We start from the raw sequence: 24,967 nt of genomic DNA, 5'->3' as shown, positions 1-24,967 counted from the left end.
GCCGCGCGGGCGTGCGGGGCGGGTCGCGGCGGCCGGGATCGACCCGTACGGGTGCGTCCGTGCGATGTTCCGCCACCGGGTGGGTGTCGCGCCCGTGACCCCGCCGCCCTCTCCGCGTTGTATGCCATGTCAAAGGCCACGGATTCCGTGGCGCCCCCTATTTCCCACGAGGAGATCTTGATGTCGCGTATCGCGAAGGCATTCGCCATCACCGCTGTCGCCGGTAGCAGCATCGCTGCCGGTGCGGGTCTGGCAGTCGCCGATGCCGGAGCGCACGGTGCGGCTGTCGGCTCCCCCGGTGTCCTGTCGGGCAACCTGGTCCAGGTCCCGGTGCACGTCCCCGTCAACGTCTGCGGCAACACGATCAACGTGATCGGTCTGCTGAACCCGGCGTTCGGCAACACCTGCATCAACCAGTCGGGTGGCGGCGCCCAGCACCACACCGCGGGCTACGGCGGCTGATCGCCTGCCCTGAAGGCCGTGTGACGAAGGGCCCCCGCCGCGCGGCGGGGGCCCTTCCGCGTGGGGCCGGGCGGGTCATTCGTAGCGGTACAGGCCCTGGTGGCCGAGCATCTCGCGCGGGGTGACGTCCCACGGGGGCATCGGCTCGTCCAGGGAGATGACCCGGCCGCGCTGGAGGTCGCCCAGGGCGAGCGGGGCGGCGGGCAGGTAACCGGAGTTCGGGTGCCGCTGCTGCCAGCGGTCCCAGATGAGGTCCACGAAGGCGTGGTGGAGCCAGAACGCGGGGTCGTTGGGGGCCGTGCCACCGGTCATGTGGCCGCCGATCCACTGGTGCACCTTGTTGTGGTTGCGCCACCGTTCGCTCTTCGGGGCGGCCCAGCCCTCCAGCTTGTTGCGGAAGCCGCCCGCGCTCGCCGTGGAGTCCCAGGGCGAGGTGTCGTAGGTGGGGTCGTCGATCGCCCAGCGGAGTTCGGCGGGGGTGGGCAGGGCGATCGGGTTCTGCGGGCGACCGAGGTTGCGGGTGAGGTAGGCGGCCTCGGTGATGCCGACGGTGACCGTCCAGTTCCCCTTGGCGTGGGCGAAGGGGCCGGTCATCACCTGCCGGTCGCCCTCGCGTCCGGTACCGCCGAGGAAGTCGTCGGCCCAGAGGGAGGACACGGGGCTGGTGTCGGTGGTCCAGTCCCAGTACGGGACGGACACGCCCGGGTCGACCGCCCTCAACTGCCGCTCGAATGCGAGGAGGTAGCGGCGGTGCCAGGGGAAGAACGACGGGGACATGTGGCCGACGCGGAGCTTTCGATCCCGGTCGGGCACGAAGTACTTCTCGTGGGTGCGCACGAACTGGTCGTAGGTGCCATTGCGCTTGAGCTCCAGCACGGCCGCCGTGAACCGCTTCTTCTGGGCGCTGGTCAGGTTCTTCTGGTTCTGCCGGGTGTACAACGCGGGGCTCCTGCCGTCAGCCGTGGTGGGGGGCGGCCATCGCCAGCTGGTTGGTGCCCAGTTCGTCGACGGCCGCGCGGGCCAGTTCCATGGGGGTCCCGTACGACTCGAAGTGGTTGACACCGCTGAGGTAGCTGCCGTCCGCACGGCGCATGACGTGCAGCGGGCGCCCGTCGATGCGGACGCCGGCGAGGTCCACGGCGATGTGCCGGCCCCGGTAGGTCTCCTCGGCGAGCGGGGCCGGGGTCACCGTCTGACGCGGCCGCCGGGCGCGCAGTACGGGTGCCAGGGCCGCGGCGGTGCCGGCGAGCACGGCCGCGGTGAAGGCCGAGCGCAGGAGCGCGCGCCGGGTGAGTGGTGCGGGCGGTGCGGCGTACATACGGTCTCCCTCGCTCGGTGGTCCCGCGACTACGGGGACTAACGCGGCGCGAGGGGCGAGGTCACCCCTGCGGGTGCTTGTAGAAGAGGGTGGTGGGGCGGAGCCGGCCGTGCGGGTCGGTGGCGTAGTCGGGGATCGTGCCGACCTCGGTCCATCCGGCGGAGCGGTAGACGTGCTCGGCCCCGCTGCCGGTCTCGGTGTCCAGGAACAGCAGGACCACGCCGGCCCGCGCCGCGGCCCGTTCCGCCTCGGCGAGCAACGCGCGGCCGGTGCCCCGGCCGCGGGCGGCGGGGTGGACCATGAGCTTGCGGACCTCGGCGCGGTGGCGGCCGTTGGGCTTCGCCTCCCGGTACCAGCCCACCGTGCCGTCGACGGGGCCGTCGGCGCCGTCGCGGGAGACCCACAGTGCGAGGGAGCCGTCCTCGACGGCGGGCAGCAGCCCGTCCCACCAGGCGGCGGCCCCGGCGCGGTCGAGTCCGGTCAGGAAGCCGAGGGAGGATCCCCCGGCGACGACCGCGACGAGCAGATCGGCGAGCTCGTCGCGGTACGCGGCCAGGTCGGCGGGGGTGAGCGGGGTGATGGCGGCGGTCATGCCACGAGGATAGGGATCACCTCACGGGGTCGGGCCGGCGGCCGGCGTCCTCGGGTGGGGGCCGGGGGCGGGGAGTTCCGCGAACTCCGCGACCAGGCCGCGGTGGTGGCCCGCCGTGCCGAGGGCCAGGGAGTCCGCCTTGGCGCGCTTGAGGTAGAGGTGCGCGGGGTGCTCCCAGGTCATGCCGATGCCGCCGTGCAGTTGCACGCACTCCTCGGCCGCCCGGACGGCGACGCCCGAGCAGTACGCCTGGGCGACGGCCACGGTGAGCGGCGCGTCCGGGGAGCCCGTGGCGAGGGCGTCGGCGGCGGCGCGGGCCGCCGCTCGGGCGGAGGCCACGTCGAGCCAGAGACGGGCGAGGCGGTGTTTGAGGGCCTGGAAGGACCCGATGGGACGGTTGAACTGGTGCCGGCCGCGTACGTGCGCGACGGTCTCGGTCAGGCACCACTGCGCGAGGCCGAGTTGCTCGGAGGCCAGCAGTCCGGCGCCGCTGAGCAGGGCGCCCGCGACGGCGGCCCGCGCGGTGGCGGCATCGGCCAGGTGGGTGCCCGCGGCCCCGTCGAGGGTGACGCCGGCGAGCGGGCGGGTCAGGTCGAGCGGGACCAGCGGGGTCAGGGTGACCTCGGAGGCGGGGACGGCGTACAGCCCGGTGTCGGCGAGGACGAGCAGCACGTCGGCGGCGGCCGCGTCGGCGACGGAGGTGACGGAGCCGGTCAGGGTGCCCGCCCCGGTGGCACGCACGCCGGTGGGCAGGGGCGCCCCGGGCGCCAGGGTCAGCGGCACGGCGGGCACGCAGAGCCGCTCGCCGGAGGCCACCTGGCGCAGCAGGGCGGACACCGCGTCCGAGGAGGGGTCGCAGCCGAGCAGGATCTCCGCGGCGAGGACCCCGGCGGTCAGGTAGGGGACGGGGGCGACGGCCCGGCCGAGTTCCTCCAGGACCACGGCCGCCTCGCGGTGGCTCGCGCCCTGGCCGCCGAGCTTCTCCGGCACCAGCAGTCCGGCCGCGCCGATCCCGGCGGCGAGGGTCTGCCAGGTCCGCGGGTCGTGGGGGTGGTCCGTCTCGACGCGCGCGAGGATGCTCGCGGGGGCGCAGCGGTCGGCGAGCAGGGAGCGTACGGCGGACCTCAGCTCCTCCTCGGTCTCGGAGTAGAGCAGGTCGAAGGGGGCGCGCGGGCTGGTCATCGGGCCAGGTCCTTCCAGGCGAGGTCCTTGTCGTCGCGCGGTTCGGCGGGCAGGCCGAGGACGCGTTCGGCGACGATGTTGAGGAGGATTTCGCTGGTGCCGCCCTCGATGCTGTTGCCCTTGGCGCGCAGGTAGCGGTATCCGGCGTCGCGGCCGGTGAAGTCGACGATCTCGGGCCGGCGCATGGTCCAGTCCTCGTACAACAGGCCTTCCTCGCCGAGGAGTTCCACTTCCAGGGCGCTGATCTCCTGGTTGAGGCGGGCGAAGGTGAGTTTTATGCCGCTGCCCTCGGGGCCGGGTTGGCCGGCGACGAGTTGTTGGCGCAACCGCTCGCCGGTGAGGCGGGCCACCTCGGCCTCGACCCACAACTCCAGGAGCCGCTGGTGGAGGTCGTGGGTGCGCAGGTCGGGGCGTTCGCGCCAGGTGGCGGCGACCGGGGCGATCATGCCGCCCTCGCGCGGGATCCGCATGCCACCGATGGAGACGCGTTCGTTCATGAGGGTGGTGCGGGCGACGGCCCACCCCTGGCCGACGGCTCCGAGGCGGTGGCCGTCGGGGATGCGGACGCCGGTCAGGAACACCTCGTTGAACTCGGCCTCGCCGGTGATCTGGCGCAGGGGCCGGACCTCGACGCCGGCGGCGTGCATGTCGCAGAGGAAGTAGGTGATGCCCTGGTGCTTGGGCAGGTCGGGGTCGGTGCGGGCGATCAGGATGGCCCAACGGGCGGTGTGGGCGCTGGAGGTCCACACCTTCTGGCCGTCGATCACCCATTCGCCGGCGGCCTCGTCGAGGACCGCCCGGGTGCCGAGCGCGGCGAGGTCGGAGCCGGCGCCGGGTTCGCTGAAGAGCTGGCACCAGACCTCCTCGCCCACCCACAGGGGGCGCAGGAAGCGGCGCTTCTGCTCCTCGGTGCCGTACGCGAGGATCGTGGGCGCGGCCATGCCGAGGCCGATGCCGATGCGGCGCGGGTCGTTGTCGGGGGCTCCGGCGGCTTCGAGTGCGCTGTCGACGAGGGCCTGGAGCGAACGGGGCACACCGAGGCCGCCGAGGCCTTCGGGGTAGTGGACCCAGGCCAGTCCGGCGTCGAAGCGGGCGCGCAGGAAGTCGTCCCGGGGGGTGTCGGCGGGCGGGTGCGCGGCGAGCAACTCGGCCACCTGAACGCGCAGTTCGTCGGCGGTGGTCATCGGGAGGTGGCTCCGTCCAGGGCGGGCAGCACGACGATGCGGCCGGTGGTGGCGCCGTCGGCGAGGCGTTGCACGGCGTCGGCGGCCGCGGCGAGGGGGACGCGTTCGCTGACCAGCGGCGCGATGGCACCCTCGGCGGCCAGTCGGGTGAGTTCGGTGTGGCAGGCGAGGATGGAGGCGGGTTCCTTGATGGCGTAGAGCCCCCAGTGCAGGCCGAGGACCGCGTAGTTCTTCACCAGGGCGTGGTTCAGGGCCGGGGTGGGAATCGTGCCGCTCGCGAAGCCGACGACGACGATCCGTCCCTCGAAGGCCACGCACTTGGTGGAGGCGGTGTAGGCGGCGCCGCCGACCGGGTCGTAGACGACGTCGGCGCCTCGTCCGCCGGTGAACTCCTTGACGCGGGAGACGAGGTCCTCGGCCGTGCGGTCGATCACGAGGTCGCAGCCCAGTTCCTCGGCGGTGCGGACCTTCGCCTTGCCGCCGACCACGCCGATGACGGTGGCCCCGGCGGCCTTGCCGAGCTGCACGGCGGCGCTGCCGACGCCACCTGCGGCGGCGTGGACGAGCAGGGTCTCCCCCGCCTGGAGGCGGGCCCGGCGGTGCAGGCCGAACCAGCCGGTCTGGTAGCCGATGTGCAGGGCGGCGGCCTCGGCGTCGTCGAGGGTGTCCGGGGCGGGCAGCAGGGCGCGGGCGGGCGCGGTGACGTACTCGGCGAAGCCGCCGTGGGGCAGGCTCGGGTTGGCGATGACGCGGCGCCCGTCCTCGGTCTCGCCGCAGATCTCCACGCCCGGGGTGAAGGGCAGCGGCGGTGTGATCTGGTACTGCCCGCGGACGAGCAGGGCGTCGGGGAAGTTGACGTTGGCGGCGAGCACCCTGAGGCGCACCTCGCCCTCGCCGGGAATCGGTTCGGGAACCTCTTCGAGGCGCATGGCCTCGCGGGGCTCACCGGGGGTATGTACTCGCCATGCCTGCATCCGGGGCCTCCAGCCGCCGTCGAGGAACCACGCTCCGCGGGCATACTAAGCGGTCGCTTGTCGATCTGTGAACCACTTCCGCCGGTCTCTCCCCGGGGACCCGGTTCCCGCACGGTCCGCGCCCGGAGATCCGCACCCGCGAGGACAGCCGGCGGACCGGCCCTCGGAGATGGCATCAACAAGCAGGTGTCACAGGGGACATGACACCTGTCGCCGCCGTGTGCGCGGCGGCGCCACACCGTCATCACCAGGGGGATTTCACCGATGAACAACGTGCGCATCAGACGGGGCACGGCGGCAGCGGCGGCGGCCGTGGTCGTGGCCGGCCTCGTGACGGCCGCCGGACCGGCCGCCGCGGCCGCCCCGTGCACGCCGAAGATCCAGGTCCTGGGCGCGCTGACGCCCGACACCTACTACCCGGACTCCGTTCAGACACAGGGGGTGCTGGACTTCGGCGCGGGGAACCTCAGCGTCGGCGTGTCCGGCGGCAAGCCCCGGGTACATCGTCTCGCGGGGCACGCCGGGCGGCGCCGTGTGGAAGGACGGCGTGAAGGTGCGGGACCTTCCGGTGCCGGAGGACGCGGGCCCGGGCACGCGCATCGAGATGGTCACCGGCATCAACGGCCGCGGGGACGTGCTGGCCGAGCAGGACTACGAGGTACCCGAGACCGAACAGCACCTCCAGGGCAGCTACCCCGTGCTGTGGCCGGGGGACGAGAGCCCGGCGCGCACCCTGGCGCCCAGCGGCAGCGGCACGTTGGAGCCGAGCCACGTCCAGGACATCGACGAGAGCGGTCGGATCGTCGGCTACGACTGGCGGGGGCCCTGGCACGAGTACAGGCCGTTCGTCCGGACGCCCCCGCACACCGGCCCCGGCTCCTCCCCCGGCGTCCGAGCACGCACCCGTACGGCACCCTCGAGGCGATCAGCCCGACGACGAACGTGAGCGTCGGCACGGCCAAGTTCCACCCGGAGTCGATGACCCTCCAGGACCAGGCGCAGTGGTGGCCCGGCTCCGGCCCGGCCCTCGCGCTGCCCCGGCTCGCCAAGGACGCGCCGAGCACGGCCGACGCGGTCACCGACGACGACCGGCTCGGCGGGGCGGCCGTGAACGCGAAGGGCAAGCTCAAGCCGGTCATCTGGACCTGCGCGAGCAAGCAGGCGTACGCGCCCGGCCGGTAGGCCTGCCCCGGGCATGGTGATCTGGGCGTCCACACGCTATCGATGGGCGCATGGAGAACCCTCTGCGCGGTCTGCCCGCGCCGCCGCCGCTCGGCGCCGCCGCCCTGCCCCCCGGGACCTACACGGGGCAGGTGGTCCTGGTGACCGGCGGCGGCACCGGGCTGGGCAAGGCCATCGCCGCCGAGTTCGCCCGGCTCGGCGCCGACGTGGTGATCGCCGGCCGACGTGCCGCGCAACTCGACTCGGCGTGCAGTGAGTTGGCGTCCGTCCCGGGCGCGGGCCGGGTGGCGGCCGCCGTCTGTGACATCCGGGACCCGGAGCGGGTCTCGGATGTCTTCGACGCCGCCGAGGCCGCGTTCGGCCCGCCGGACGTCCTGGTCAACAACGCCGCCGCCAACTTCCCCTGCCCGGCGGAGGACCTGTCGCCGAACGCATGGCGGGCGGTGGTCGACATCACCCTGACGGGCACCTGGTTCATGACCCGCGAGTTCGGGCGCCGCCATCTGGCGGCGGGAACCCCCGGCTCGATCGTGAACATCGGCGCCTCGTACGCGTGGACCGGCGGCCCCGGCTTCGCCCACAGCGCCGCCGCCAAGGCCGGCGTGAAGAACCTCGTGGAGACGCTGGCCGTCGAGTGGGGCCCGTACGGCATCCAGATCAACGGGCTGGTCCCCGGGCTGGTCCCGCACGCGGACATGACCGAGGACATCCGGGGCGGCCTGGACGGCGCCGCTCCGGACGGCAAGGACGGCCGGCAGCCCGCGCTGCGGGTCGGCGCGCCGCGCGAGCTCGGCTGGGCGGCCACCTTCCTGGCCTCGCCCTACGCCCGCTTCGTCACCGGGCACACCCTGGTGGTCGACGGCGCGAACTGGCAGCGGCGCTCGCTGGTGAACCCCGAAGTGGTGCCGGTCCGGACCCAGTTGGGGCGGGGACCGTTCAGGCCGTGATCCGATCGGCACCCGACGGTCCCGACCCCTCGGGGCGCCGGCGCCCGCGGCATCCGCCGGTCGTGTGCGGCCCCGTCATCCTCCCGTGAAGTGCGGCGGGCGTCGGGAGGCCTTGGCGGCGTACCCTTCCCGGGCGTCCTCCGAGGTGAGGGTGAGTGCGGCCGTCATCGCGACACCGTCGAGGGCGGCCGCGAGGGCGGCGTCCGCGTAGGCGTCGATCCCGCGCTTGATGCCCTGGACGGCGAGCGGCGCGTTGGCGGCGATCTCGGCCGCCAGCGCGCGGGCGGCCGCGTCCAACGCGACCGCGGGGAGGACTTCCTGGACCAGGTTGAGGCGTTCCGCCGTACGGGCGTCGATGCGCCGCCCGGTCAGGGCCAGGAACTTCGCCCAGCCGGCGCCGGCCTCGCGGGCGACGCGCAGGTCCCCGCCGGCGTCCACCGCCACGCCCAGCCGGGCCTCCGGCAGGGCGAAGACGGCGTCCTCGGCCGCCAATCGCACGTCCGCCATCAACGCGAGCTCGAAGCCGAAGCCGAGGCAGTAGCCCTGGACGGCGGCCACGACGGGTTGCGGAAGCCGGGCGAGGACCGCGAAGCGCTCGTGCACCCAACGGATGCCCTCGTGGCAGTTCCGGGTCCGCTCGGCGGGAGTGCGTCCGGTGATCGCGCCGCCGGGGGCCGTGACGTCGATCCCGGCACAGAAGGCGCGCCCGTCGGCCCTCAGCAGGACCACCCGGACCGTCGGGTCGAACCGGATCCGGTCGGCCAGCAGGCCCAGTTGACGGGTGGACTCCCAACTCCAGCCGTTGAGCTTGTCCGGACGACAGAGGGTGAGGAACGCGATCCCGTCCTCGACTTCGAGGCGGACGCGCTCATCCCCCTCCGCGATCTCCGTGGTGATGGTGTCGATCACCCGAGGCCCCCTCGTTATTGACGGATCGTCAGCTTAGGGGGGTCCGATCAGCGCGGGAAGAGCTCGAACGGAACCGCCGGCCGGCCCCCGAAGCGGGCCGAGGCCTGCTGGACGTTGCCGGTGAGGAAGGTCCGCACGTACTCCTCGGGGTCCTGGTCGGTGAGCACCTCGATGTAGGCCTTGTGCTCCAGCAGGGACGCGATGGACCGCTCCAGACCGGCGGTCGCGTCCACGGCGTGCGTCGGTGTGGCGGAACCGGCCACCGCGACCCAGCGCACCCCGTCCCAGGGCTCCAGGCCCTGCACGGAGATCAACTCGGGGAAGATCCAACGGTTGCCCGCGTCGCCGGCGGCGTCCAGTACGGCGCGTCCGACGGCCTTGTGGTCGGGGGTGTTCCAGAAGCCGCCCCCGTCCGCGCCGCCCCAGGTGTCGCGGTGGTTGAGGGTGACGATCAGCTCGGGGCGGTGCCGGCGGATGGCCGCGGCGATGTCCCGGCGCAGGTCGAGGCCGTACTCGACGACCCCGTCGCGGTGGTCGAGGAACTCCACCGTCGACACCCCGACCACGGCCGCGCTCGCGCGCTGCTCCGCCTCGCGCAGCGGCGCGCACTCGGCGGGCGCGAGGGTGTCGATGCCCGCCTCGCCGCGGGTGGCCAGCACGTAGACGACCTCCCGGCCGCCGTCGGTCCATTCCGCGATCGCGGCGGCGCAGCCGTACTCCAGGTCGTCGGGGTGGGCGACCACCGCGAGGGCGCGCCGCCAATCGGTGGGCATCGGCTGCAACGGGGCGGGCTGGGGCTGTTGTTCGGTCATGTCCCGCACCCTAGGCCCTGTCATCGACGTCTCGCCCGGCCGCCGCGCCCTGCCCGGGCGGGTGCTCAGAGCTCGTCGCGGACCAGGGCCAGCAGCCGGTCCAGGACCCGGGGCCCGCCGGCGCGGAGGCCGTCGTGCTCGAACTCGTCCGTCACCCAGGTCCGCAGGCCCCGGACCGCCCGCGCGGTGCGCAGTGAGTGCGCGGTGTCGACGTACATGTCGTCGTGGTAGACGAGGGCGGCGACCGGCACCTCGTTGGCGGCGAGCCGCACCGGGTCGTACAGGGGCTCCCAGCCGGTCCGGGCCGCCAGCAGTTCGGCGGTCTCGCGCAGCGGGGCGAGGGCCGGGTCGACAGTGAAGTGCCAGGGGTGGATGGTCTCGCCGGAGAACAGGAGGGGCTCGTCGCCCGCGAGGGTCCTGGCGGCGTCGAAGAGCGGGTGCGCCGCACGCACCCGCTCGGCGGCCCAGCCGGTCGGCGCCGCCGGGTCCTGCGCGTAGATCGCCTCGTGGATCAGCGCGTAGAGGGGGTGCCCGGCGAAGGACAGGTGGCCGTGGACGGCTTCCAGGAAGGCGTCGGAGAGGGCCGGCCCGTCGAGGGTGGGGACGAAGGCGTCCTCCAGCAGGTGGTGCAGTTGGTGGCTGCCGTCGCCGGTGCCGAGGAGCAGGCCCAGGGACTGGAACGCCTCGGGGGTGAGCCGGTATCCGCCGGGGAGTTCGACCGGTCGCTCGACGAGCGCGGCGACGATGCGCCGGGCCCGCTCGACGTCCATCGGGTAGCGCGCGTAGTGGGCGCGGTTCTTGCGTTCGATGCGGGCGTACGCGGCCTCGTACACCTCGTCGGCGGTGGCGTCGAGGGACGGCAGCCCGCCGGTGATCAGGGCGGCGGCCAGGCCCTCCGGGGCGGTGGAGAGGTAGCGGGTGACGCAGAACCCGCCGAAGCTCTGCCCGAGGACGGTCCAGGGCGCGCCCGCGGTCAGGCCGGGGCGGATGGCCTCGCAGTCGCGCACGATGGAGTCGGCGCGGAAGTGCGCCAGGTGGGCGGCCTGTTCGGCCGGGGTGCCGCGCAGCGGCAGGGTCTGGCGGTTGAGCGGGCCGGAGCGGCCGGTCCCGCGCTGGTCGAGGAGCAGCACCCGGTACTCGGTGAGGGCCCGCTCCAGCCAGGCCTGGCGCCCGATGAACCGGCGGGCGCCGAAGCCGGGGCCGCCTTCCAGGTACAGCAGCCAGGGCAGGGTCTCGGGGTCCTTGCCGGTGGCCACGACCTCGCGCGCGTACAGCTCCACCTGTTCGCCGTCCGGGCGCGCGTGGTCGAGCGGCACGGTGAAGTGGTGGTCGGTGAGGACGACACCGGGCTGACGGCAGATGCGGTCGTGGGTCACGAGCGGTCCCTGGGGTGTGCGGTCGCCCTGGCCGGGTCGCGGCCGGGGACGGGAGGATCGGTTCCGCGAGTCTACGCAGCGCCCACCGGGCCCCGTCCCGGACCTGCCGCCGCCCCTCACCCGCCGCGGACCCGCGCCCCGATCACCGGGTGTGGCCGGAGGGATCGGGGCGCGGGAGGCGGAGCGGGATCAGAACTCGACCACCGACCGCAGCACCTCGCCGCGCTCCATGCGACCGAAGGCCTCCTCGACCCCGTCGAGCGCGATGGTCTCCGAGACGAAGGCGTCCAGGTCCAACCGGCCCTGGAGGTAGAGGTCGACGAGCAGCGGGAAGTCGCGTTCGGGCAGACAGTCCCCGTACCAGGAGGACTTGAGGGCGCCGCCGCGTCCGAACACGTCGATGAGCGGGAGTTCCAGCTTCATGTCCGGGGTCGGCACGCCGACCAGGACGACCGTCCCGGCCAGGTCGCGGGCGTAGAAGGCCTGCCGGTACGTCTCGGGCCGGCCGACGGCCTCGATGACCACGTCCGCGCCGTTGCCGTCGGTCAGCGACCGGATGGCCTCGACCACGTCGTCCTTGCGCCCGTTGACGGTGTGGGTGGCGCCCAGGCCCCGCGCCCACTCCAGCTTCCGGTCGTCCAGGTCCACGGCGATGATCTTCGAGGCGCCGGCCAACCGGGCGCCCGCGACGGCCGCGTTGCCCACTCCCCCGCAGCCGATGACCGCGACGGAGTCCCCCCGTCCGACGTTGCCCGTGTTCAGGGCCGCGCCGAGGCCGGCCATCACGCCGCAGCCCAGCAGGCCGGCGGCGGCGGGCGAGGCGGCCGGGTCCACCTTCGTGCACTGGCCCGCGGCGACCAGCGTCTTCTCGGCGAACGCGCCGATGCCCAGCGCCGGGGAGAGCGGCGTGCCGTCCTCCAGGGTCATGGGCTGGGTGGCGTTGTGCGTGGCGAAGCAGTACCAGGGGCGGCCGCGCTTGCAGGCCCGACAGGTCCCGCACACCGCGCGCCAGTTGAGGACGACGAAGTCACCGGGCGCGACGGACGTCACGTCCGGTCCGACCGATTCCACGACGCCCGCCGCCTCGTGGCCGAGGAGGAAGGGGAACTCGTCGTTGATGCCGCCCTCGCGGTAGTGCAGGTCGGTGTGGCAGACCCCGCAGGCCTGGACCTTGACCAGGGCCTCGCCGGGCCCCGGGTCGGGCACGAGGATCGTCGTCGTCTCCACCGGTGCGCCCTTGCTCCGGGCGATGACCCCTCGTACGCGATGTGTCACGTCGTACCCCGCTCTGATCGGATCCGTCTGGATCATCGAACGTACACGGGCGGCACGCGGTGCGGGAGCCGTGTCACCCTTCGGTGCGCGGACTGGCCAGTTCCGGTGGACCGGCCAGTTCCGGTGGCACGGCGGCCCGCAGCGCCGCGCCGAACGCGGCCACCGCGGGGTGCCCGGCCGCACCGTCGCGGAAGGCGATCAGGGTCCGGCGCTGCATGAGGAGCCGGGTGAGGGAGACCCCAGGTTCGGTGCCGCGGATCCCGAGCTGGGGCACGACGGCCACCCCCTGGCCCGCCGCGACCAGGGCGAGGACGGTGGCGAACTCGTCCACCTGGTGCCGCACCCGGGGGGTGAACCCGGCCGCCTGGCAGGCCCGCACCGTCATGGCGTGGCAGAGGGTGCCCGGCGTGGCGGTGATCCAGGGCGCGTCGGCCCTCGTCCGCAGCACCGCGCCCTGGTCGGGTCCGGCGTCCGCCCGGGTGCCCTCGGGGACGGCCAGGTACATCGCCTCTCCGTACAGGGGCTCGGTGGTGAGTCCGGGCTCCTCGGGCGTGGGGACGAAGTCGTACGCGTGGACCAGCGCCACGTCCAGGTCGCCGGCGCGCAGCGCGTGCGCGACCGCCGCCGGGTCGGTCTCGGAGACCATCGGCTCCAGGCGCGGGTGGAGGCGGGCGAGGGCGACCAGGGCGGCCGGGACGATGGCGCGGGTCGCGGTGGGGAAGGACCCGACGCGCAGGACGCCGGCGAGGCCGCCGCGCGCCTCGGCGAGGTCGGCCTCGGCCCGCTCCAGCCGTTCCAGGACGGCCTCGGCGTGGCGGACGAGATCCTCGCCGGCGGGGGTGAGGCGGACCCGGCGGCCGGTGCGTTCCAGCAGGGGCAGGCCGGCCTCGCGTTCCAGGACGCCGAGCTGCTGGGAGACCGCCGAAGGGCTGAAGGCGAGGGCTTCGGCCACGGCGGCGATGGTGCCGCGGCGGGCCAGTTCGCGCAGCAGGCGCAGGCGTCGTACATCGAGCATCGGCTCAGCTTACGCTTCGAGTAAGAAATGCGAACTGGATTCGATGAGTCGTGCGGGGCAGGCTGGTCGGCATGACACAGGACGCCCCGCAGGACACGGCGACGCCGATGCACGCGACTCTGGACCCGGACCGCGACGCGCGTCCCTTCCCGGGCGGGATCCACGTCCCGCTCGTCACCCCCTTCAACGCCGCCGGGCAGGTCGCCGTCGACGCTCTGGAGGCCCTCGCCCACGAGGTGCTCGACGCGGGCGCCCGAGGGATCGTCGCCCTCGGCACCACCGGCGAGAGCGCCGGCCTCGACGCGGCGGAGCGGGACCTGGTCACCGACGTCTGCGCCCGCGTCTGTCGGGAGCGGGGGGCGCCGCTCACCGTCGGCGCGGGCACGAGCGGGACCCGGGCGAGCGAGGCCGCGCTGGCCCGGCTCGCGCGCCGGCAGCCGGTACGGGCGGCCCTGGTGACGGTCCCGTCGTTCGTGAGGCCCTCGGCGGCGGGGGTGCTGGCGCACTTCGAGCGCCTGGCCGGGGTGAGCCCCGTACCGCTGATCGTCTATCACGTTCCCTACCGGACCGGGCAGCCGCTGGACGCCGCCGCGCTCCGCGCGCTCGGGGAGCTGCCCGGGGTGGTCGGGGTGAAGTACGCGACCGGCGGCATCGACCAGGACGTCGTGGCGCTGCTCGGTGACCGGCCGGACGGTTTCGCGGTGCTGGCGGGCGACGACGCCTGCGCGTCACCCCTGTTGGCGATCGGCGCGGAGGGCGCGATCCTCGCCTCGGCCCACCTGGTGACGGAGCGCTTCGTGGAGCTCGCCGCGGCCTGGGAGGCGGGCGAGGGGTCGCGCGCGCGGGCGCTGGGCCACGCACTGGCCCGGCTGTCGGCGGCGCTCTTCGCGGAGCCGAACCCGGCGGTGGTCAAGGGGGTGCTGCACGCCCTCGGTCGGATCCCGACCCCCGACGTACGGCTCCCCCTGCTGCCCGCGTCCGAGGAGTCGGTGACCGCCGCCCTGAAGGCACTGGCGGAACTCACCACCGACCCGGCGGGAGACGTCGGGGCGTGAGCGCGGGCACGCGCACCGGAGACGGCCGGACGCGCCCCCGGAAGACGGACGGGACGCGAACCGGGACGTCGGCGCCGGGACGCGGCGCCGGTCGGGCGGAATTCACGCCGGAAAGAGACCGTCATGGGCGATTCGCCACCAACGGGCGGGTCGCCCGAATCCGGTAGACAGGGGGGCGACTTGCCCTGTTTTCCGCACGAGGCCGTCCACCCGTGATGTGGGTCACGCGGGGCCCTTCAACATCAATTCCTCGAAACAGCCGGATTCCCTTTCCCTGGAAAGGGAATCGACATTCCCCGCCACCCATTCCCAAGGTCATTAACCGGGCCGAATGCGGGATGTCGATCACCCGACGAAATTCCAGGCTTGTTCGGTCGCCACACGCTGTCTTACGGTCACCTCGTTCCCGGTGGGCCGGCGTTCATTCCCCTCACCGCCAGGGACGCTCCCCGCACCCCCACGTGAGGAATTCCGCCATGCCCGCAAAGGGAAAGCACCGTCGACCGAAGCAGCACTCGATCGTCCGCAAGCTGGCCATCGTCGGTACGGGCGGCGCCGCCCTGGCCCTCCCGCTGATCGGCGCGGGCACCGCCGGCGCGGCCGAGAGCATCGCCCCCACCACGTACTCCGTGGTCGCGGGCGACACGCTGTCCACGATCGCGGCCAAGCACGCGCTGAGCGGCGGCTGGGCACAGCTCTACGAGGCGAACCGCGGGGTCGTCGGCGCCAACCCGGCGGTCATCCGGCCCGGGCTCAAGCTGTCCCTCGGCGCGGCGGCGAAGACCGCGGCGGCGGCGAGACCGGCGACCGCGTACACGAACAACCTGGACGGCTGGATACGCGAGTCGCTGGACGTGATGGCCCAGCACGGAATTCCCGGAACCTACGAGGGAATTCACCGCAACGTGATGCGGGAGTCCTCGGGCAATCCACTGGCGATCAACAACTGGGACTCCAACGCCGCCGCCGGCATTCCCTCCAAGGGCCTACTCCAGGTCATCGACCCGACCTTCCGCGCGTACCACGTGCCGGGCACGTCCGAGGACTCCTACGACCCGGTCGCGAACATCACCGCCGCCTGCAACTACGCGGCCGCCCGCTACGGTTCGATCGACAACGTCAACGGGGCGTACTGAGCACGTCTCCGCGGGTCCGGCCCGCCGGACCGCGGCCGCGCCCCTCGCGGGCTCCACGCGAGCGCGGCCGGCGGGGCGTCAGCCGCCGACCACCTTCTTGATCGTGCCGTCGACGCCCGCCAGGACGTAACCGCCTTGGCCGTAGGGGTCGCTGATGTAGGGGCGGACGGCCGGGGTGCCGTCCGACCACACGTCGAGGATGAGGTAGCGCTGGCTGGGCACGGCGACGGCCAGGCGCTCCTTGGACTCGTGCAGGAGGGTCGGCAGGACGTCCCACTTGACCGTGGACATGTCCATCAGCCGGCCGCCGGCGGGAATCGTCCCGCCCGGGGCGAGGCGCCGGGCGGCGCCGTCGCGGTACTGCCAGTTGTCGTACGTCTTCGCCCCGGGCGCGGTGGGGACGCCGGCCAGCATGTACTCCGGGTAGATCACCAGCCGCACGAACGTGGTGGTGCCGGTGCCCTGCTTGAGGGCCGCCAGGCCGGCGCGGGCGCCGTCGGGGGTGAGCAGGTCGACCCGGGAGGCGGCGGGCGGGCGGGAGTCGGTCCGTCCGACGGGGGTGGAGGCGGACGGTGTGCCGGTGGCGGGCTTCGCTCCGGCCGGGCTCGCGCCGGTCGAGGGGTCGGCGGAACGGGAGGCCGTCGGGCCTCCCTTCGCGTCGTCGCGGGTCCCGTCGTCGCCGTCGCCCAGCAGGTTCACGGCCAGGGTCGCGCCACCCGCGAGGAGCAGGGCGACCAGAGCGGCGAGCAGTGCGGGGCGGCGGCGCGGGGTCCGGGCGGCGGGCACGGGGGTGGTCACGGCGTACGGGTTGCCGCCCAGTGGGCCGAAAGGCGCGCCGGGTGCGTTCACGGCCGTCGGGGGCGGCCCGTACGGCCCGAATCCGGGCGACGGCAGCGGTGTGGGGGCCGGTGGGGGCGGCGCGCCCTGGAGAGCGCTGCTCGCGTCGCGGAGCAGTTGTCCCAACTGCTCGGCGTCGGGCCGCGTGGCAGGGTCCCGCACCAACAGCCGTTCCAGTACGGGCCCCAGCGGTCCGGACCGCGTCGGCGCCGGAATGGGGTCCTCCAGCGTGGCGACCATGGTGGCCATGGTGGTGGCGCGGCGCAGCGGGTGGACCCCCTCGGCGGCGACGTACAGCATCATGCCGAGCGACCACAGGTCGGAGGCGGCCAGTCCCTCGGCGCCGCGCACCCGCTCGGGCGCGATGTACTCGGGCGAGCCGATCAGCGCGCCCGTCGAGGTGAGCGCGGTCGAGCCGTGCAACGCGGCGATGCCGAAGTCGGTGAGCACGGCCGAGCCCTCCGGCCGCAGCAGGACGTTGGCCGGTTTCACGTCGCGGTGGAGCACCCCTTCGGCGTGCGCGGCCCGCAGCGCCGACAACACGTCGAGCCCGATCCGCAGGACGTCCGCGACGGGCATCGGCCCGGACTCCAGCCGGTCGTGCAGCGAGCCGCCCTTGACCAGCTCCATCACGATCCACGGATGTCCCTCGCCGCCCGGCGCGGGCTCCACGATGTGGTGGATCGTCACCACGTTCGGGTGGGTGAGCCGGGCGAGTGCCCGGGCTTCGCGCACGGCCCGTTCGCGCAGTTGGACGACGAATCCGGGCTGCGCGGCCGCGGTCGCCGGGTCCGGCGGGCGCACCTCTTTCAGGGCGACGTCGCGGTGCAACGCGATGTCGCGGGCGCGCCACACCGTGCCCATGCCTCCGGCGCCCAGGGGGCCGATCAGTTCGAAGCGGCCGTCGACCAGCTGTCTGCCGGCCTCACTCGTGTCCATGGGCGGTCATCGTAGGCGGCGCGGGCGTCAGCAGCTCCGCCGGTCCACCGTCAGCATGCCCTGCACCGTCGTGAGCGTGCGGTCGTAACAGCCCCCGGGTATCTGCGATCCGTACAGCCGGTACCGCGCCGTGGTGGTGGCCACCGCGTGGCGCTCCTCGCGCGGGACGTTCGCGGTGTAGCTCGCGTCGCCCGTGTACCGGTCGTCGAGCCGTGAACGGTCGATCTCGCGGCCGCCGCGCAGGACGACGGTGTCGGCGCGGTCGCCGAGGGACAGGACGGTGCGCAGCCGGTCCCCGGCGCCCAGGGTGGTCTCGCCGTCCATCGTGTACGTGCGCGCCGTGCGGGTGGTCGTCGGGCCGCGGGTCACGCTCTCTCGGTCGGTCCACTCGGCGGTGAGGGCGTCACGGCTCTCCCCCTCGGTCCAGCGGTGCGTGGAGGTGTGCCGGACGGTGCGGGTGACGGTGGTGGCGACCCTGCCGTGGGAGGTGTCGAGGTGCCCCGCGACGGTCAGCTCGTGGCCGCCGGTGGTGTCCAGTCGGTGTTCGGCGCCGGGGGCCCAGCGGGAGGAGCCCGTGGGTGCGACCTCTTCGTGCCGGGTGAGGGCGCCGGTGACGACGGCCCGGCCGGCGTCCTGCCAGATCAGCAGGTTGGTGGGGGTGCTCCAGCCGGCCTGCCCGGCCGGGACGCCGGCCACGGACACCTCGATCCGGTGCGGGCGGCCGTCGTTGAGGAGCGCCGCGTAGGGCGTGAGGTCGTAGCGGATCGGCTGCACGTCGAAGGCGCGGGGGCCCGGGGTCACGTACCAGAGGAAGGGGTTGGACCAGCCGCCGGTCCAGACGGTCGGGAAGGGGGCGGCGAGGCCGGCGAGCTGTCCGTCGACGAGGACGCGGACCTCGCGGTGGGGCCCGTCGCTCGCCTTGCAGGAGTAGGGGGCGGCGTCCGGGACGGTCAGGTACCAGTACTCCTCGCAGCCGCCGCCCGAGCCGGTCGCGTACACCTCCGCCAGCAGGCGTTCGGTGTTGCGCGGGGTGGTGACCGCGGGGGTGGTGAGCGGGAGGACGCGGTCCGGGGTGTCCGCGGCGGGTCGGGTGCGGCCGTCGGAGGCGTGGAAGGTGAGGGTGACCTCGACGTCGATGACGCCGGTGTAGGTGTCGTTGACGACGTTGCCTATCAGCATCTCGACGGGCTGGGGACGGCTGAGGGTGTCCCGGTAGGGGGTGACGTCCTTCTCCACGGACCAGGTGATGCCGTCGGGCGAGGGCTCGGGGGTGGAGGTGCGCAGGATCTCCACCCCGCCGAGGGTGAGGTTGCCCAGGCGGTCGTACTGGCGGCCCTTGACCTTGCCGTCGAGGCGGAGCACCACCTTGGCCCAGTCGCCGCGGCCACAGCCGCTCGGGGGCGCGTACTCGCCCCGGTAGGGGGTGAAGTCGACGAACCGGGCCTGTGCCAGGGTCACCCGGCAAGACCGGGTCGGGGGCCGGGTCACGGGCGGGCCGGGTGTGAGCGGGTCGTGCCAGTCGCTCCCGAACTCGGCGGGAGGCTCGGCGCCGGCGGCCACGGGCGTGGAAGCGGGCGCGGCGGGAGGTGCGGGCGCGGCGGGAGGCGCGGGTGCGGGCCGGGAAACGGGTGCGGCGGGGGAAGCGGGTGCGGCGGGCGGGGCCGCGGCCGCCGGTGTCCCGGCGCCGGCCAGGGTGGCCGCGGCGAGCGCGAACGCGCCGAGCAGGCCCGTGATCCTGTGTCGTCTCATGGGCCCGAAGTGAAGCCCGGCCCGACCGGGCGCCGCCAGGGCGGCCGGCCCGACGGTGGCCGGTTCTCGCCCGTGCCCCGCACGGCGCGCCGCGCCGGGTGCGGTCAGGCCTCGTGCGGGCCGGCGGGCAGCAGGACCACGCCGTCGTCGTCGGCGTGGACGAGGTCGCCGGGGCGGAAGGTGACACCGCCGATGGTGACCGGTTCGTCGACGGCGCCCGCGCCCGTCTTGCCGCTCTTGCGCGGGACCGTGCCGAGCGCGAGGATCCCGAGGTCCAGCCCGCCGAGTGCGACGCTGTCGCGCACGGCGCCGTTGACGATCATCCCGGCCCAGCCGTTGGCGGGTGCCGCCCCGGCGATGAGGTCCCCGGTGAGGGCGGTCCGCAGCGAGCCGCCGCCGTCCACGACGAGGACCGCGCCGTCGCCGGGCGTGTTGACCAGTTCGCGCACGAGGGCGTTGTCCTCGTGGCAGGTGACCGTGCGCACCGGGCCGGCGAAGAGCCCACGGCCGCCGAACCGGCGGAACCGCGTGGCGCAGACGGCGAGGAACTCGCCGTGCTCGTCGTACAGGTCGGAGGTGGGTACGGGGGTGACGCTCATGTCGCTCTGGACTCCTCGCGGTCGTACGTCGCGCCGTGCGGGGCCCAGCGTAGGTGGCGGCCGGGCGGGCGTCAGCGGCGGGAGTGGCCGAAGAGGATCCGGTAGGCGACGAGGAGCACGAACGAGCCGGCGATCGCGGAGCCCCAGGTGGCCGCGTCGAAGAACTCGGTCTGGATCGGCCGGTCCAGGAACTTCGCGGAGAGCCAGCCGCCGGTGAAGGCGCCCGCGATGCCGATGAGGGTGGTGATGATCAGGCCGCCGGGGTCGCGTCCGGGCAGCAGCAGCTTCGCCATGCCTCCTGCGAGCAGCCCCAGGATGATCCAGCCGACGATGCCCATGGTCGTTCACTCCGCTCAGGTCGCGCCGTGACGCGTGCGTACGCGTTCTCACGAGGGAGGACGCGTCGCCGGCCGAAACGGTTCTCCGCGGGTCAGCCGCGCCGCACCCGGGCCGCGTACCCGACGGTGACGACGGCGGCCGCGGCGGCGCCCAGCGTCAGGAGGCCGCCGCGGGAGCGGTAGGAGAGCACGGAGAAGGTCGAGCACGCGGAGAGCGCGGAGCCGACGCTGAGCCAGGATCCCGACGAACCCAGTGACAGGGCCGAGCCGATCGACGCGGCCGAGAGCGCCGAGCCGATCGAGGCGACCGACAGCACGCTGCCGACGGAGCCGATGGAGAGCACCGAGTCCACCGAACCGATGGACAGCACCGAGTTCTTGGACCACAGGGAGAGGGACGACCGCTCGATCATGCCGGTCATGCTGCCACATGGTGGGTCGGCAGGGAGGTGGGCACGGAAGCCTGTTCACCCGGCGTCGTCCTGGTGAGCAGGAGCACCCCCCGGCCGGCCGCGAAGGCACCGGCCACGGCGAGGACGATGCCCGTGGCCCCGCCCTGGAGGCGCTCGCCGAGCAGGACCATGCCGATCGCGGCGGCGGCGAGCGGGTTGGCGAGGTTGACCACGGCCAGGGGCGCCCCGAGTCCGCCCCGGTAGGCGCGTTGTGACAGGAGCATCCCGCCGACCGCGAACACCACGACGAGCAGGGCGACCGCGATCACCCGGACGCTGAGCAGGGCTCCCCCGCGGCCTCCCGCGACGGTGACGGTCTGGGTCAGGGCCGAGGCGGCGGCGGAGGCGAGTCCGGACGCCGTGGCGTGCCGCAGTCCCGAGCGCACGTCGCCGCGGACCGTCAGCAGCATGATCACGGCGGCGGTGGCGCCCGAGACGGCGAGCGCCTCGGTCAGGGTGAGGGTGTCGTCGGGGGCCGGGCCGGAGGCCGGGAGGAGGAGCAGGCCGAGGCCCGCGACGGTGGCGAGGGTGCCCCTCCATTCGGTGGCCGCCACCCGCCGGCCGGCGCCGCGCGCCCCGAGCGGTACGGCGGCGACGAGGGTGAGGGCGCCGAGCGGCTGGACGAGGGTCAGGGGCCCGTACCGCAGTGCGGCGGCGTGCAGCAGCGCCGCGGCGGCGTTGAGTCCGGCCGACCACCACCAGGCGCCGTTGCCGAGGAGCGCGCCGGCGCTGCGGGCGACGGCGGCGCGGGCGAGGCGTTCCTGGGCGACCGCGGCGGCCGCGTAGGTCACGGCGGAGGCCAGGCAGAGGACGACGGCGAGGGCGGTGGCGTTCATCGTCCGGCTCCCGCGGTCGCGGGGACAGGCACGGCCGGGTCCCCGGCCACGTTCCCGCCCGCGCGGGCGGGAAGGTCCGGGCCGAAGGCGACCCGGGCCGCCTCGGCGGGACGCCGGGCGGGTGACGGGACCGACCGGCCCGCCGGCGCCGGCCGCGACACCGGCTCCCGGGCCGGTTCGGCTGCCGGTCGCGGGACGACCAGCAGCGCGGCCCCCAGCAGCACGGTGGCGACGATCGCGTCGAGCCAGTAGTGGTTGGCGGTCCCGACGACCACGAGCAGGGTCACCAGGGGGTGCAGCAGCCACAGGACCCGCCATCGCGAGCGGGTGGCGGCGATCATCCCGAGGGCCAGCATCAGCGCCCAGCCGAAGTGCAGCGACGGCATGGCCGCGAACTGGTTGGCCATGGTGTCGGCGGCGGGTGCGGCCCGGTAGACGGTGGGCCCGTACACCTGCCCGGTGTCCACGAGGTGCGCGGCGTCGAGCATCCGCGGCGGCGCCAACGGGAAGCTCAGGTGGATCGCGAGGGCGGCCGCGGTGAGGACGGCGAGCACCCGTCGGGTCCACAGGTAGTGGCCGGGGCGGCGGAGGTAGAGCCAGACGAGGAAGAGCACGGTCGCCGGGAAGTGCACGGCGGCGTAGTAGGTGTTCGCGACGTGTATCAGGGCGTCGCCGTGCAGGAGCAGCCGCTGTATCGCGCCCTCGCCGGGCAGGTGCAGGGCGCGTTCGACGTCCCAGATCCGCGTGGCGTTGCGGAAGGCCTCGTCGGTGCGGCCCGTCGCGAGCGTCCGGCCCGCCTTGTAGACGGCGAAGAGGCCCGCGACGAGCAGCAGCTCGCGGACGAGTCTGCGTCGTGCCGCTCTCGAACCTGCCGGTGGTGGGTCCGCGGGTGTGGTGTGGGAGGTCATCCCCCGGTCTCGCTTCCTGTCCTCGGCGCACGGCTGGTTCGGGGCTCGTCCGGTCAGGGCCTCGCCGTACATCGACACGCCAGTGTATCGATACATTGGCGTATCGATACGCAGGTGTACCGATACGCTGGCGTAGCCGTACACTCGAACCACGCCGGACGGCAGAGCGAGCCGCCCGGGCCCGCACCACGCCGCCGAGGAGGGCCGCATCCCATGACGTCGACCCCGTCGACCAGCGCGCGTCGTTCCAAGATCAGCCCGGAGCGGGTGCAGGAGTTCTACGACGCCGTGCTGGAGCAGCTGCGCGAGCACGGGTACGAGGCCCTCACCATGGAGGGTGTCGCCGCGCGCGCCTGCTGCGGCAAGTCCACGCTCTACCGGCAGTGGAAGACCAAGCCGCGGCTCGTCGCCGCCGCCCTGCGCGCGAACCGGCAGGGCACCCTGGCGGCCGTGGACACCGGGACCCTCGCGGGCGACCTGCGCGAGGCGGCCCGCATCGCGGCCGGCACCTCCGGCCGGGACACCCGGCTCTCCCAGGCGCTCGGCCACGCCGTGCTCGGCGACGAGGAACTCCAGGCCGCCCTGCGCGAGGCGCTGGTGGAACCCGAACTCGCGGCGTTCGACGCAATGGTGGCGCGGGCGGTGGCGCGGGGCGAGGTCGCCGCGAACCATCCGGCCGTGGAGTTCCTGCCGGCGCAGCTGATGGGCGTCCTGCGGATCCGGCCGGTGCTGGAGGGGCGGTACGCCGACGCGGACTATCTGGTGCGGTTCGTCGACGCGGCCCTGCTGCCCGCGCTCGGCATCACCCCCGCCGACGCGGCGACCGCACCCGGCACCACCCCCTGAGACAGGCGGGCCGCCGTCCCCGATGACCGGGCGGCGACCCGCCCGCGCTGCCACGTGGGGACGGCGGCAGCGCGCCGGCCGGACCGGGCGGCGGGCACTCGCACGACGAGTGACCGCCGCCCGATCTGATCGGCCGCATCAGGTCAGGACCGGGCGGCCCCCATGATGCGGGTGAACTCCTCCGGCTCGGTGTCGAACCCGCGCTCGCTCGCATCCAGTGACCAGCCGCCCGAAGCGTCCCGGGCGAACTCCGCGACCGTGGCCGCGGTGGATCCCGCGACGCCCTCGAAGTCGGACGCGGCGAGTTCGGTGTAGCCCTCGCGGATCCGCAGTCCGGTACCGGCCACGGAGGCGAAGGTCTTCGTGCGGGCGCCCTGCGGGCCGGGGTCCTGGATCACCACCCCCACCACCACCCGGACCAACTCGGTCGACATGCGGTTCAGTTCGACGGTCATCACCTCGTCGAAGCCGAAGCCCTGACCGGTGTCGCTGTCCCGGTCGAGGGTGATGGTGCCGTCGGGTGCGCGGCTGCCGAAGTGGACGAGGTAGACGGGGTCGCCGTACGGATCCGCCGCCCCGTAGACCGCGGCCAGTATGTCGAGGTCGTGCGCGGGCGCACCGGTCGGGCTGGGGTCCCACCGCAACGCGATCTCCACCTTGGCCAGGCTCTTGCGTATTCCGCTCATCGAACTCCCCCTCCGCACACCGGGCATTGCCCGGCCATGCTGTCACGCGCCCGCGATCACCGCGTCGACAACCGCACGTTCCCAGCCAGTCGGGCTCCGCCGCCGACGGGCGGCCGGGGGTGGCCGGTCGGCCCCCGCCGCCCGCGCCGACCCGCTACCAGTCGCCGTCCTGGACGGGCTTGCCCGGGCGGGGGGCGTTGCCCAGCGGATGGGTCTGGGACGCGGTCGGGGCGACCCACGGGGTGTGGTCGTCGCCGATCCAGTCGCCGACCGGCTTGACCGCACTGAGGGTGTCGGTGGCGGGCAGGTCGGTGCCGCTCTCGTCGTAGTAGTCGAACCACGGCAGCCCGGCCCGGGTGTAGGCGGCCCGGTCGACCGGCGAGGGCGGGGCGGGCTCGCCGGTGATGCGCCGCCACTCGGGCGGGGTCACCAGGTGGACGAAGACGCGCGCGGCCGGTTCCTCGGACCAGTCCGACGGGGGCCGCGTGTCCTCGTACACCTCCTGGCGCATGGAACCGCCCACCCCCAGGCCCATCGCGGGAGCCGATCGCGCGGGGGCCGCGGCCCGAGGGGCCATGGGCGCGCTCCCCGGCGCCGCCGGCGCCGGCGCGCCGCCGTACCCTGCGAACGCGGCCGGCATCGGCGGCGGGGTCAGCCGGGCCCGCTCCTGCTCGCGCCAGCGCCGCAACGGCTCGGGGCCGAGCGGGAACGCCTGGAGCTGCACGCCGCCCGTGGTCTCCTCGCCGGTGACCTGTCCCTCGACCGTGGCGCCGAGGCCGAGCGGCACGGCGACGAACTGACGCACCGTCCCCTTGCCCGAGTTGATGCCGTCCAGCCACGGCTGGCGCGGGAGCACCACGTAGTTCTGCGGGCGGCGCGCGAGCCGTCCCGTCCACCGCTCGCCCGAGACGGCGCAGACCTTGCCGACGCCGACCTGGAGCGCCGCGGGCTCCCGGGTCCCCGCGAAGCTCAGCCACATCGCCTCGCGCAGGTGGACCGGCAGCATCACCCCGCCCTTGGCGAGCCACTCGGCCGGAACCGTGTCCGGGTGGTCCTCGACCCGTCGCAGCGGGAACTCCCCGAGCCCCGGAGGGAGCCCGTGCGTACCCGACTCCGGGAGGCGCAGGGTTCGGATGAACCTGATCTGCGCGCCGTCGCCGAGCTGCAGCGCGTTCCCGTTGATCCGTACCGAACCGTTCGCCACGCCGTTCCCCCTTGTCCGGCTACGCCCCGGATCGACCGGTAAATCTTTGGCCGAACCGGATTGTTACCCTCAAGTTTTCCTCAGATGTAGTGACGGTGTGCCCGTCACCTTCCTAGCTTCCTCCTACACGTGCGCGACGACCCCGCGGTTCCGC

General features: G+C 74.2%; 26 protein-coding genes and 1 pseudogene. 7 read left to right on the top strand and 20 right to left on the bottom strand.

Annotation, left to right across the window (positions count from 1 at the left end; genetic code table 11):
• Positions 1-180 precede the first annotated feature (180 nt).
• The gene (locus OTB19_RS26210) at positions 181-462 is read left to right on the top strand and encodes a chaplin (protein WP_266952516.1); all 282 of its coding nucleotides are present in this window, start codon (positions 181-183) and stop codon (positions 460-462) included.
• A gap of 75 nt (positions 463-537) precedes the next feature.
• On the opposite strand, the gene OTB19_RS26205 is transcribed toward OTB19_RS26210, so the two are convergent.
• The 6 genes from OTB19_RS26205 to OTB19_RS26180 all read right to left on the bottom strand — a co-directional run bounded on the left by OTB19_RS26205 (position 538) and on the right by OTB19_RS26180 (position 5,712).
• Entirely contained in the window at positions 538-1,401 is an 864-nt protein-coding gene (locus OTB19_RS26205) for a tyrosinase family protein (RefSeq protein ID WP_267800958.1), read from the bottom strand.
• Positions 1,402-1,417: 16 nt separating this feature from the next.
• Positions 1,418-1,780, bottom strand: coding sequence for a tyrosinase family oxidase copper chaperone (locus OTB19_RS26200; RefSeq protein WP_267800957.1), 363 nt, complete (start codon positions 1,778-1,780; stop codon positions 1,418-1,420).
• 61 nt (positions 1,781-1,841) lie between these two features.
• Positions 1,842-2,372 (bottom strand): GNAT family N-acetyltransferase, encoded by a 531-nt coding sequence (locus tag OTB19_RS26195; protein ID WP_267800956.1) that lies wholly within the window; start codon positions 2,370-2,372, stop codon positions 1,842-1,844.
• 21 nt (positions 2,373-2,393) lie between these two features.
• Positions 2,394-3,554 carry an acyl-CoA dehydrogenase family protein gene (locus OTB19_RS26190; protein ID WP_267800955.1) on the bottom strand — a complete coding sequence of 387 codons (1,161 nt, stop codon included), beginning with the start codon at positions 3,552-3,554 and terminating at the stop codon, positions 2,394-2,396.
• Positions 3,551-4,738 (bottom strand): acyl-CoA dehydrogenase family protein, encoded by a 1,188-nt coding sequence (locus OTB19_RS26185; protein ID WP_267800954.1) that lies wholly within the window; start codon positions 4,736-4,738, stop codon positions 3,551-3,553. The genes OTB19_RS26190 and OTB19_RS26185 overlap by 4 nt, the downstream gene beginning before the upstream one ends.
• Positions 4,735-5,712, bottom strand: coding sequence for an NADPH:quinone oxidoreductase family protein (locus OTB19_RS26180; protein ID WP_267800953.1), 978 nt, complete (start codon positions 5,710-5,712; stop codon positions 4,735-4,737). The genes OTB19_RS26185 and OTB19_RS26180 overlap by 4 nt, the downstream gene beginning before the upstream one ends.
• A 553-nt stretch (positions 5,713-6,265) precedes the next feature.
• On the opposite strand from OTB19_RS26180, the gene OTB19_RS26175 reads away from it, so the two are divergent.
• From OTB19_RS26175 to OTB19_RS26165, 3 genes are read left to right on the top strand one after another with little or no spacing between them, the layout of a single operon-like run.
• Positions 6,266-6,658: a hypothetical protein gene (locus tag OTB19_RS26175; RefSeq protein WP_267800952.1), complete on the top strand. Its 393-nt coding sequence runs from the start codon at positions 6,266-6,268 to the stop codon at positions 6,656-6,658.
• The gene (locus tag OTB19_RS26170) at positions 6,655-6,894 is read left to right on the top strand and encodes a hypothetical protein (protein ID WP_267800951.1); all 240 of its coding nucleotides are present in this window, start codon (positions 6,655-6,657) and stop codon (positions 6,892-6,894) included. Before OTB19_RS26175 ends, OTB19_RS26170 begins: the two co-directional genes overlap by 4 nt.
• 50 nt (positions 6,895-6,944) lie before the next feature.
• A complete protein-coding gene (locus OTB19_RS26165; protein WP_267800950.1) occupies positions 6,945-7,841 on the top strand; it encodes an SDR family oxidoreductase in 897 nt (298 codons plus the stop codon).
• Between the two features lie 75 nt (positions 7,842-7,916).
• On the opposite strand, the gene OTB19_RS26160 is transcribed toward OTB19_RS26165, so the two are convergent.
• The 5 genes from OTB19_RS26160 to OTB19_RS26140 form a co-directional block, all read right to left on the bottom strand.
• Positions 7,917-8,750, bottom strand: coding sequence for an enoyl-CoA hydratase/isomerase family protein (locus tag OTB19_RS26160; protein WP_267800949.1), 834 nt, complete (start codon positions 8,748-8,750; stop codon positions 7,917-7,919).
• A 47-nt stretch (positions 8,751-8,797) separates the two neighbouring features.
• Positions 8,798-9,562, bottom strand: coding sequence for a PIG-L deacetylase family protein (locus OTB19_RS26155; RefSeq protein ID WP_267800948.1), 765 nt, complete (start codon positions 9,560-9,562; stop codon positions 8,798-8,800).
• 65 nt (positions 9,563-9,627) lie between these two features.
• A complete protein-coding gene (locus OTB19_RS26150) occupies positions 9,628-10,938 on the bottom strand; it encodes an alpha/beta fold hydrolase (RefSeq protein WP_267800947.1) in 1,311 nt (436 codons plus the stop codon).
• A 189-nt stretch (positions 10,939-11,127) separates the two neighbouring features.
• On the bottom strand, positions 11,128-12,213 hold the full coding sequence (locus tag OTB19_RS26145) for an S-(hydroxymethyl)mycothiol dehydrogenase (protein WP_267800946.1): 1,086 nt from the start codon (positions 12,211-12,213) through the stop codon (positions 11,128-11,130).
• A 73-nt stretch (positions 12,214-12,286) separates the two neighbouring features.
• On the bottom strand, positions 12,287-13,228 hold the full coding sequence (locus tag OTB19_RS26140; protein ID WP_267800945.1) for a LysR family transcriptional regulator: 942 nt from the start codon (positions 13,226-13,228) through the stop codon (positions 12,287-12,289).
• A gap of 107 nt (positions 13,229-13,335) precedes the next feature.
• On the opposite strand from OTB19_RS26140, the gene OTB19_RS26135 reads away from it, so the two are divergent.
• Together OTB19_RS26135 and OTB19_RS26130 are read left to right on the top strand one after the other, a co-directional pair.
• Positions 13,336-14,283 (top strand): dihydrodipicolinate synthase family protein, encoded by a 948-nt coding sequence (locus tag OTB19_RS26135; RefSeq protein WP_267800968.1) that lies wholly within the window; start codon positions 13,336-13,338, stop codon positions 14,281-14,283.
• Positions 14,284-14,759: 476 nt separating this feature from the next.
• Positions 14,760-15,419: a LysM peptidoglycan-binding domain-containing protein gene (locus tag OTB19_RS26130; RefSeq protein WP_267800944.1), complete on the top strand. Its 660-nt coding sequence runs from the start codon at positions 14,760-14,762 to the stop codon at positions 15,417-15,419.
• A gap of 78 nt (positions 15,420-15,497) precedes the next feature.
• On the opposite strand, the gene OTB19_RS26125 is transcribed toward OTB19_RS26130, so the two are convergent.
• The 7 genes and pseudogenes from OTB19_RS26125 to OTB19_RS26095 all read right to left on the bottom strand — a co-directional run bounded on the left by OTB19_RS26125 (position 15,498) and on the right by OTB19_RS26095 (position 22,077).
• A complete protein-coding gene (locus OTB19_RS26125) occupies positions 15,498-17,195 on the bottom strand; it encodes a serine/threonine-protein kinase (RefSeq protein ID WP_267800943.1) in 1,698 nt (565 codons plus the stop codon).
• 27 nt (positions 17,196-17,222) lie between these two features.
• Positions 17,223-18,761, bottom strand: a pseudogene (locus tag OTB19_RS26120) (peptide-N4-asparagine amidase); the annotation flags it as partial.
• A 287-nt stretch (positions 18,762-19,048) separates the two neighbouring features.
• The gene (rraA, locus tag OTB19_RS26115; protein WP_267800940.1) at positions 19,049-19,543 is read right to left on the bottom strand and encodes a ribonuclease E activity regulator RraA; all 495 of its coding nucleotides are present in this window, start codon (positions 19,541-19,543) and stop codon (positions 19,049-19,051) included.
• 71 nt (positions 19,544-19,614) lie between these two features.
• Positions 19,615-19,881, bottom strand: coding sequence for a GlsB/YeaQ/YmgE family stress response membrane protein (locus OTB19_RS26110; RefSeq protein ID WP_267800938.1), 267 nt, complete (start codon positions 19,879-19,881; stop codon positions 19,615-19,617).
• A 92-nt stretch (positions 19,882-19,973) separates the two neighbouring features.
• Complete coding sequence (locus OTB19_RS26105) at positions 19,974-20,303, bottom strand: hypothetical protein (protein WP_385644869.1); 330 nt, start codon at positions 20,301-20,303, stop codon at positions 19,974-19,976.
• Positions 20,300-21,169, bottom strand: a complete 870-nt coding sequence (locus tag OTB19_RS26100; RefSeq protein ID WP_267800937.1) for a DMT family transporter — start codon at positions 21,167-21,169, stop codon at positions 20,300-20,302. Before OTB19_RS26100 ends, OTB19_RS26105 begins: the two co-directional genes overlap by 4 nt.
• On the bottom strand, positions 21,166-22,077 hold the full coding sequence (locus tag OTB19_RS26095; RefSeq protein WP_267800966.1) for a phosphatase PAP2 family protein: 912 nt from the start codon (positions 22,075-22,077) through the stop codon (positions 21,166-21,168). Before OTB19_RS26095 ends, OTB19_RS26100 begins: the two co-directional genes overlap by 4 nt.
• Positions 22,078-22,290: 213 nt before the next feature.
• Between OTB19_RS26095 and OTB19_RS26090 the strand changes: the two genes are divergently transcribed.
• A complete protein-coding gene (locus OTB19_RS26090) occupies positions 22,291-22,923 on the top strand; it encodes a TetR/AcrR family transcriptional regulator (RefSeq protein ID WP_267800936.1) in 633 nt (210 codons plus the stop codon).
• A gap of 143 nt (positions 22,924-23,066) precedes the next feature.
• On the opposite strand, the gene OTB19_RS26085 is transcribed toward OTB19_RS26090, so the two are convergent.
• A complete protein-coding gene (locus OTB19_RS26085) occupies positions 23,067-23,609 on the bottom strand; it encodes a TerD family protein (protein ID WP_267800934.1) in 543 nt (180 codons plus the stop codon).
• 154 nt (positions 23,610-23,763) lie between these two features.
• Positions 23,764-24,813 carry a hypothetical protein gene (locus OTB19_RS26080; protein WP_267800932.1) on the bottom strand — a complete coding sequence of 350 codons (1,050 nt, stop codon included), beginning with the start codon at positions 24,811-24,813 and terminating at the stop codon, positions 23,764-23,766.
• Positions 24,814-24,967: the final 154 nt, after the last annotated feature.

The organism is Streptomyces sp. H27-H5, assembly GCF_026627505.1.
Classification (GTDB): Bacteria; Actinomycetota; Actinomycetes; order Streptomycetales; family Streptomycetaceae; genus Streptomyces.
The sequence above is the reverse complement of the archived record's forward strand: the minus strand, read 5'-3'. Positions and strand labels throughout refer to the sequence as shown.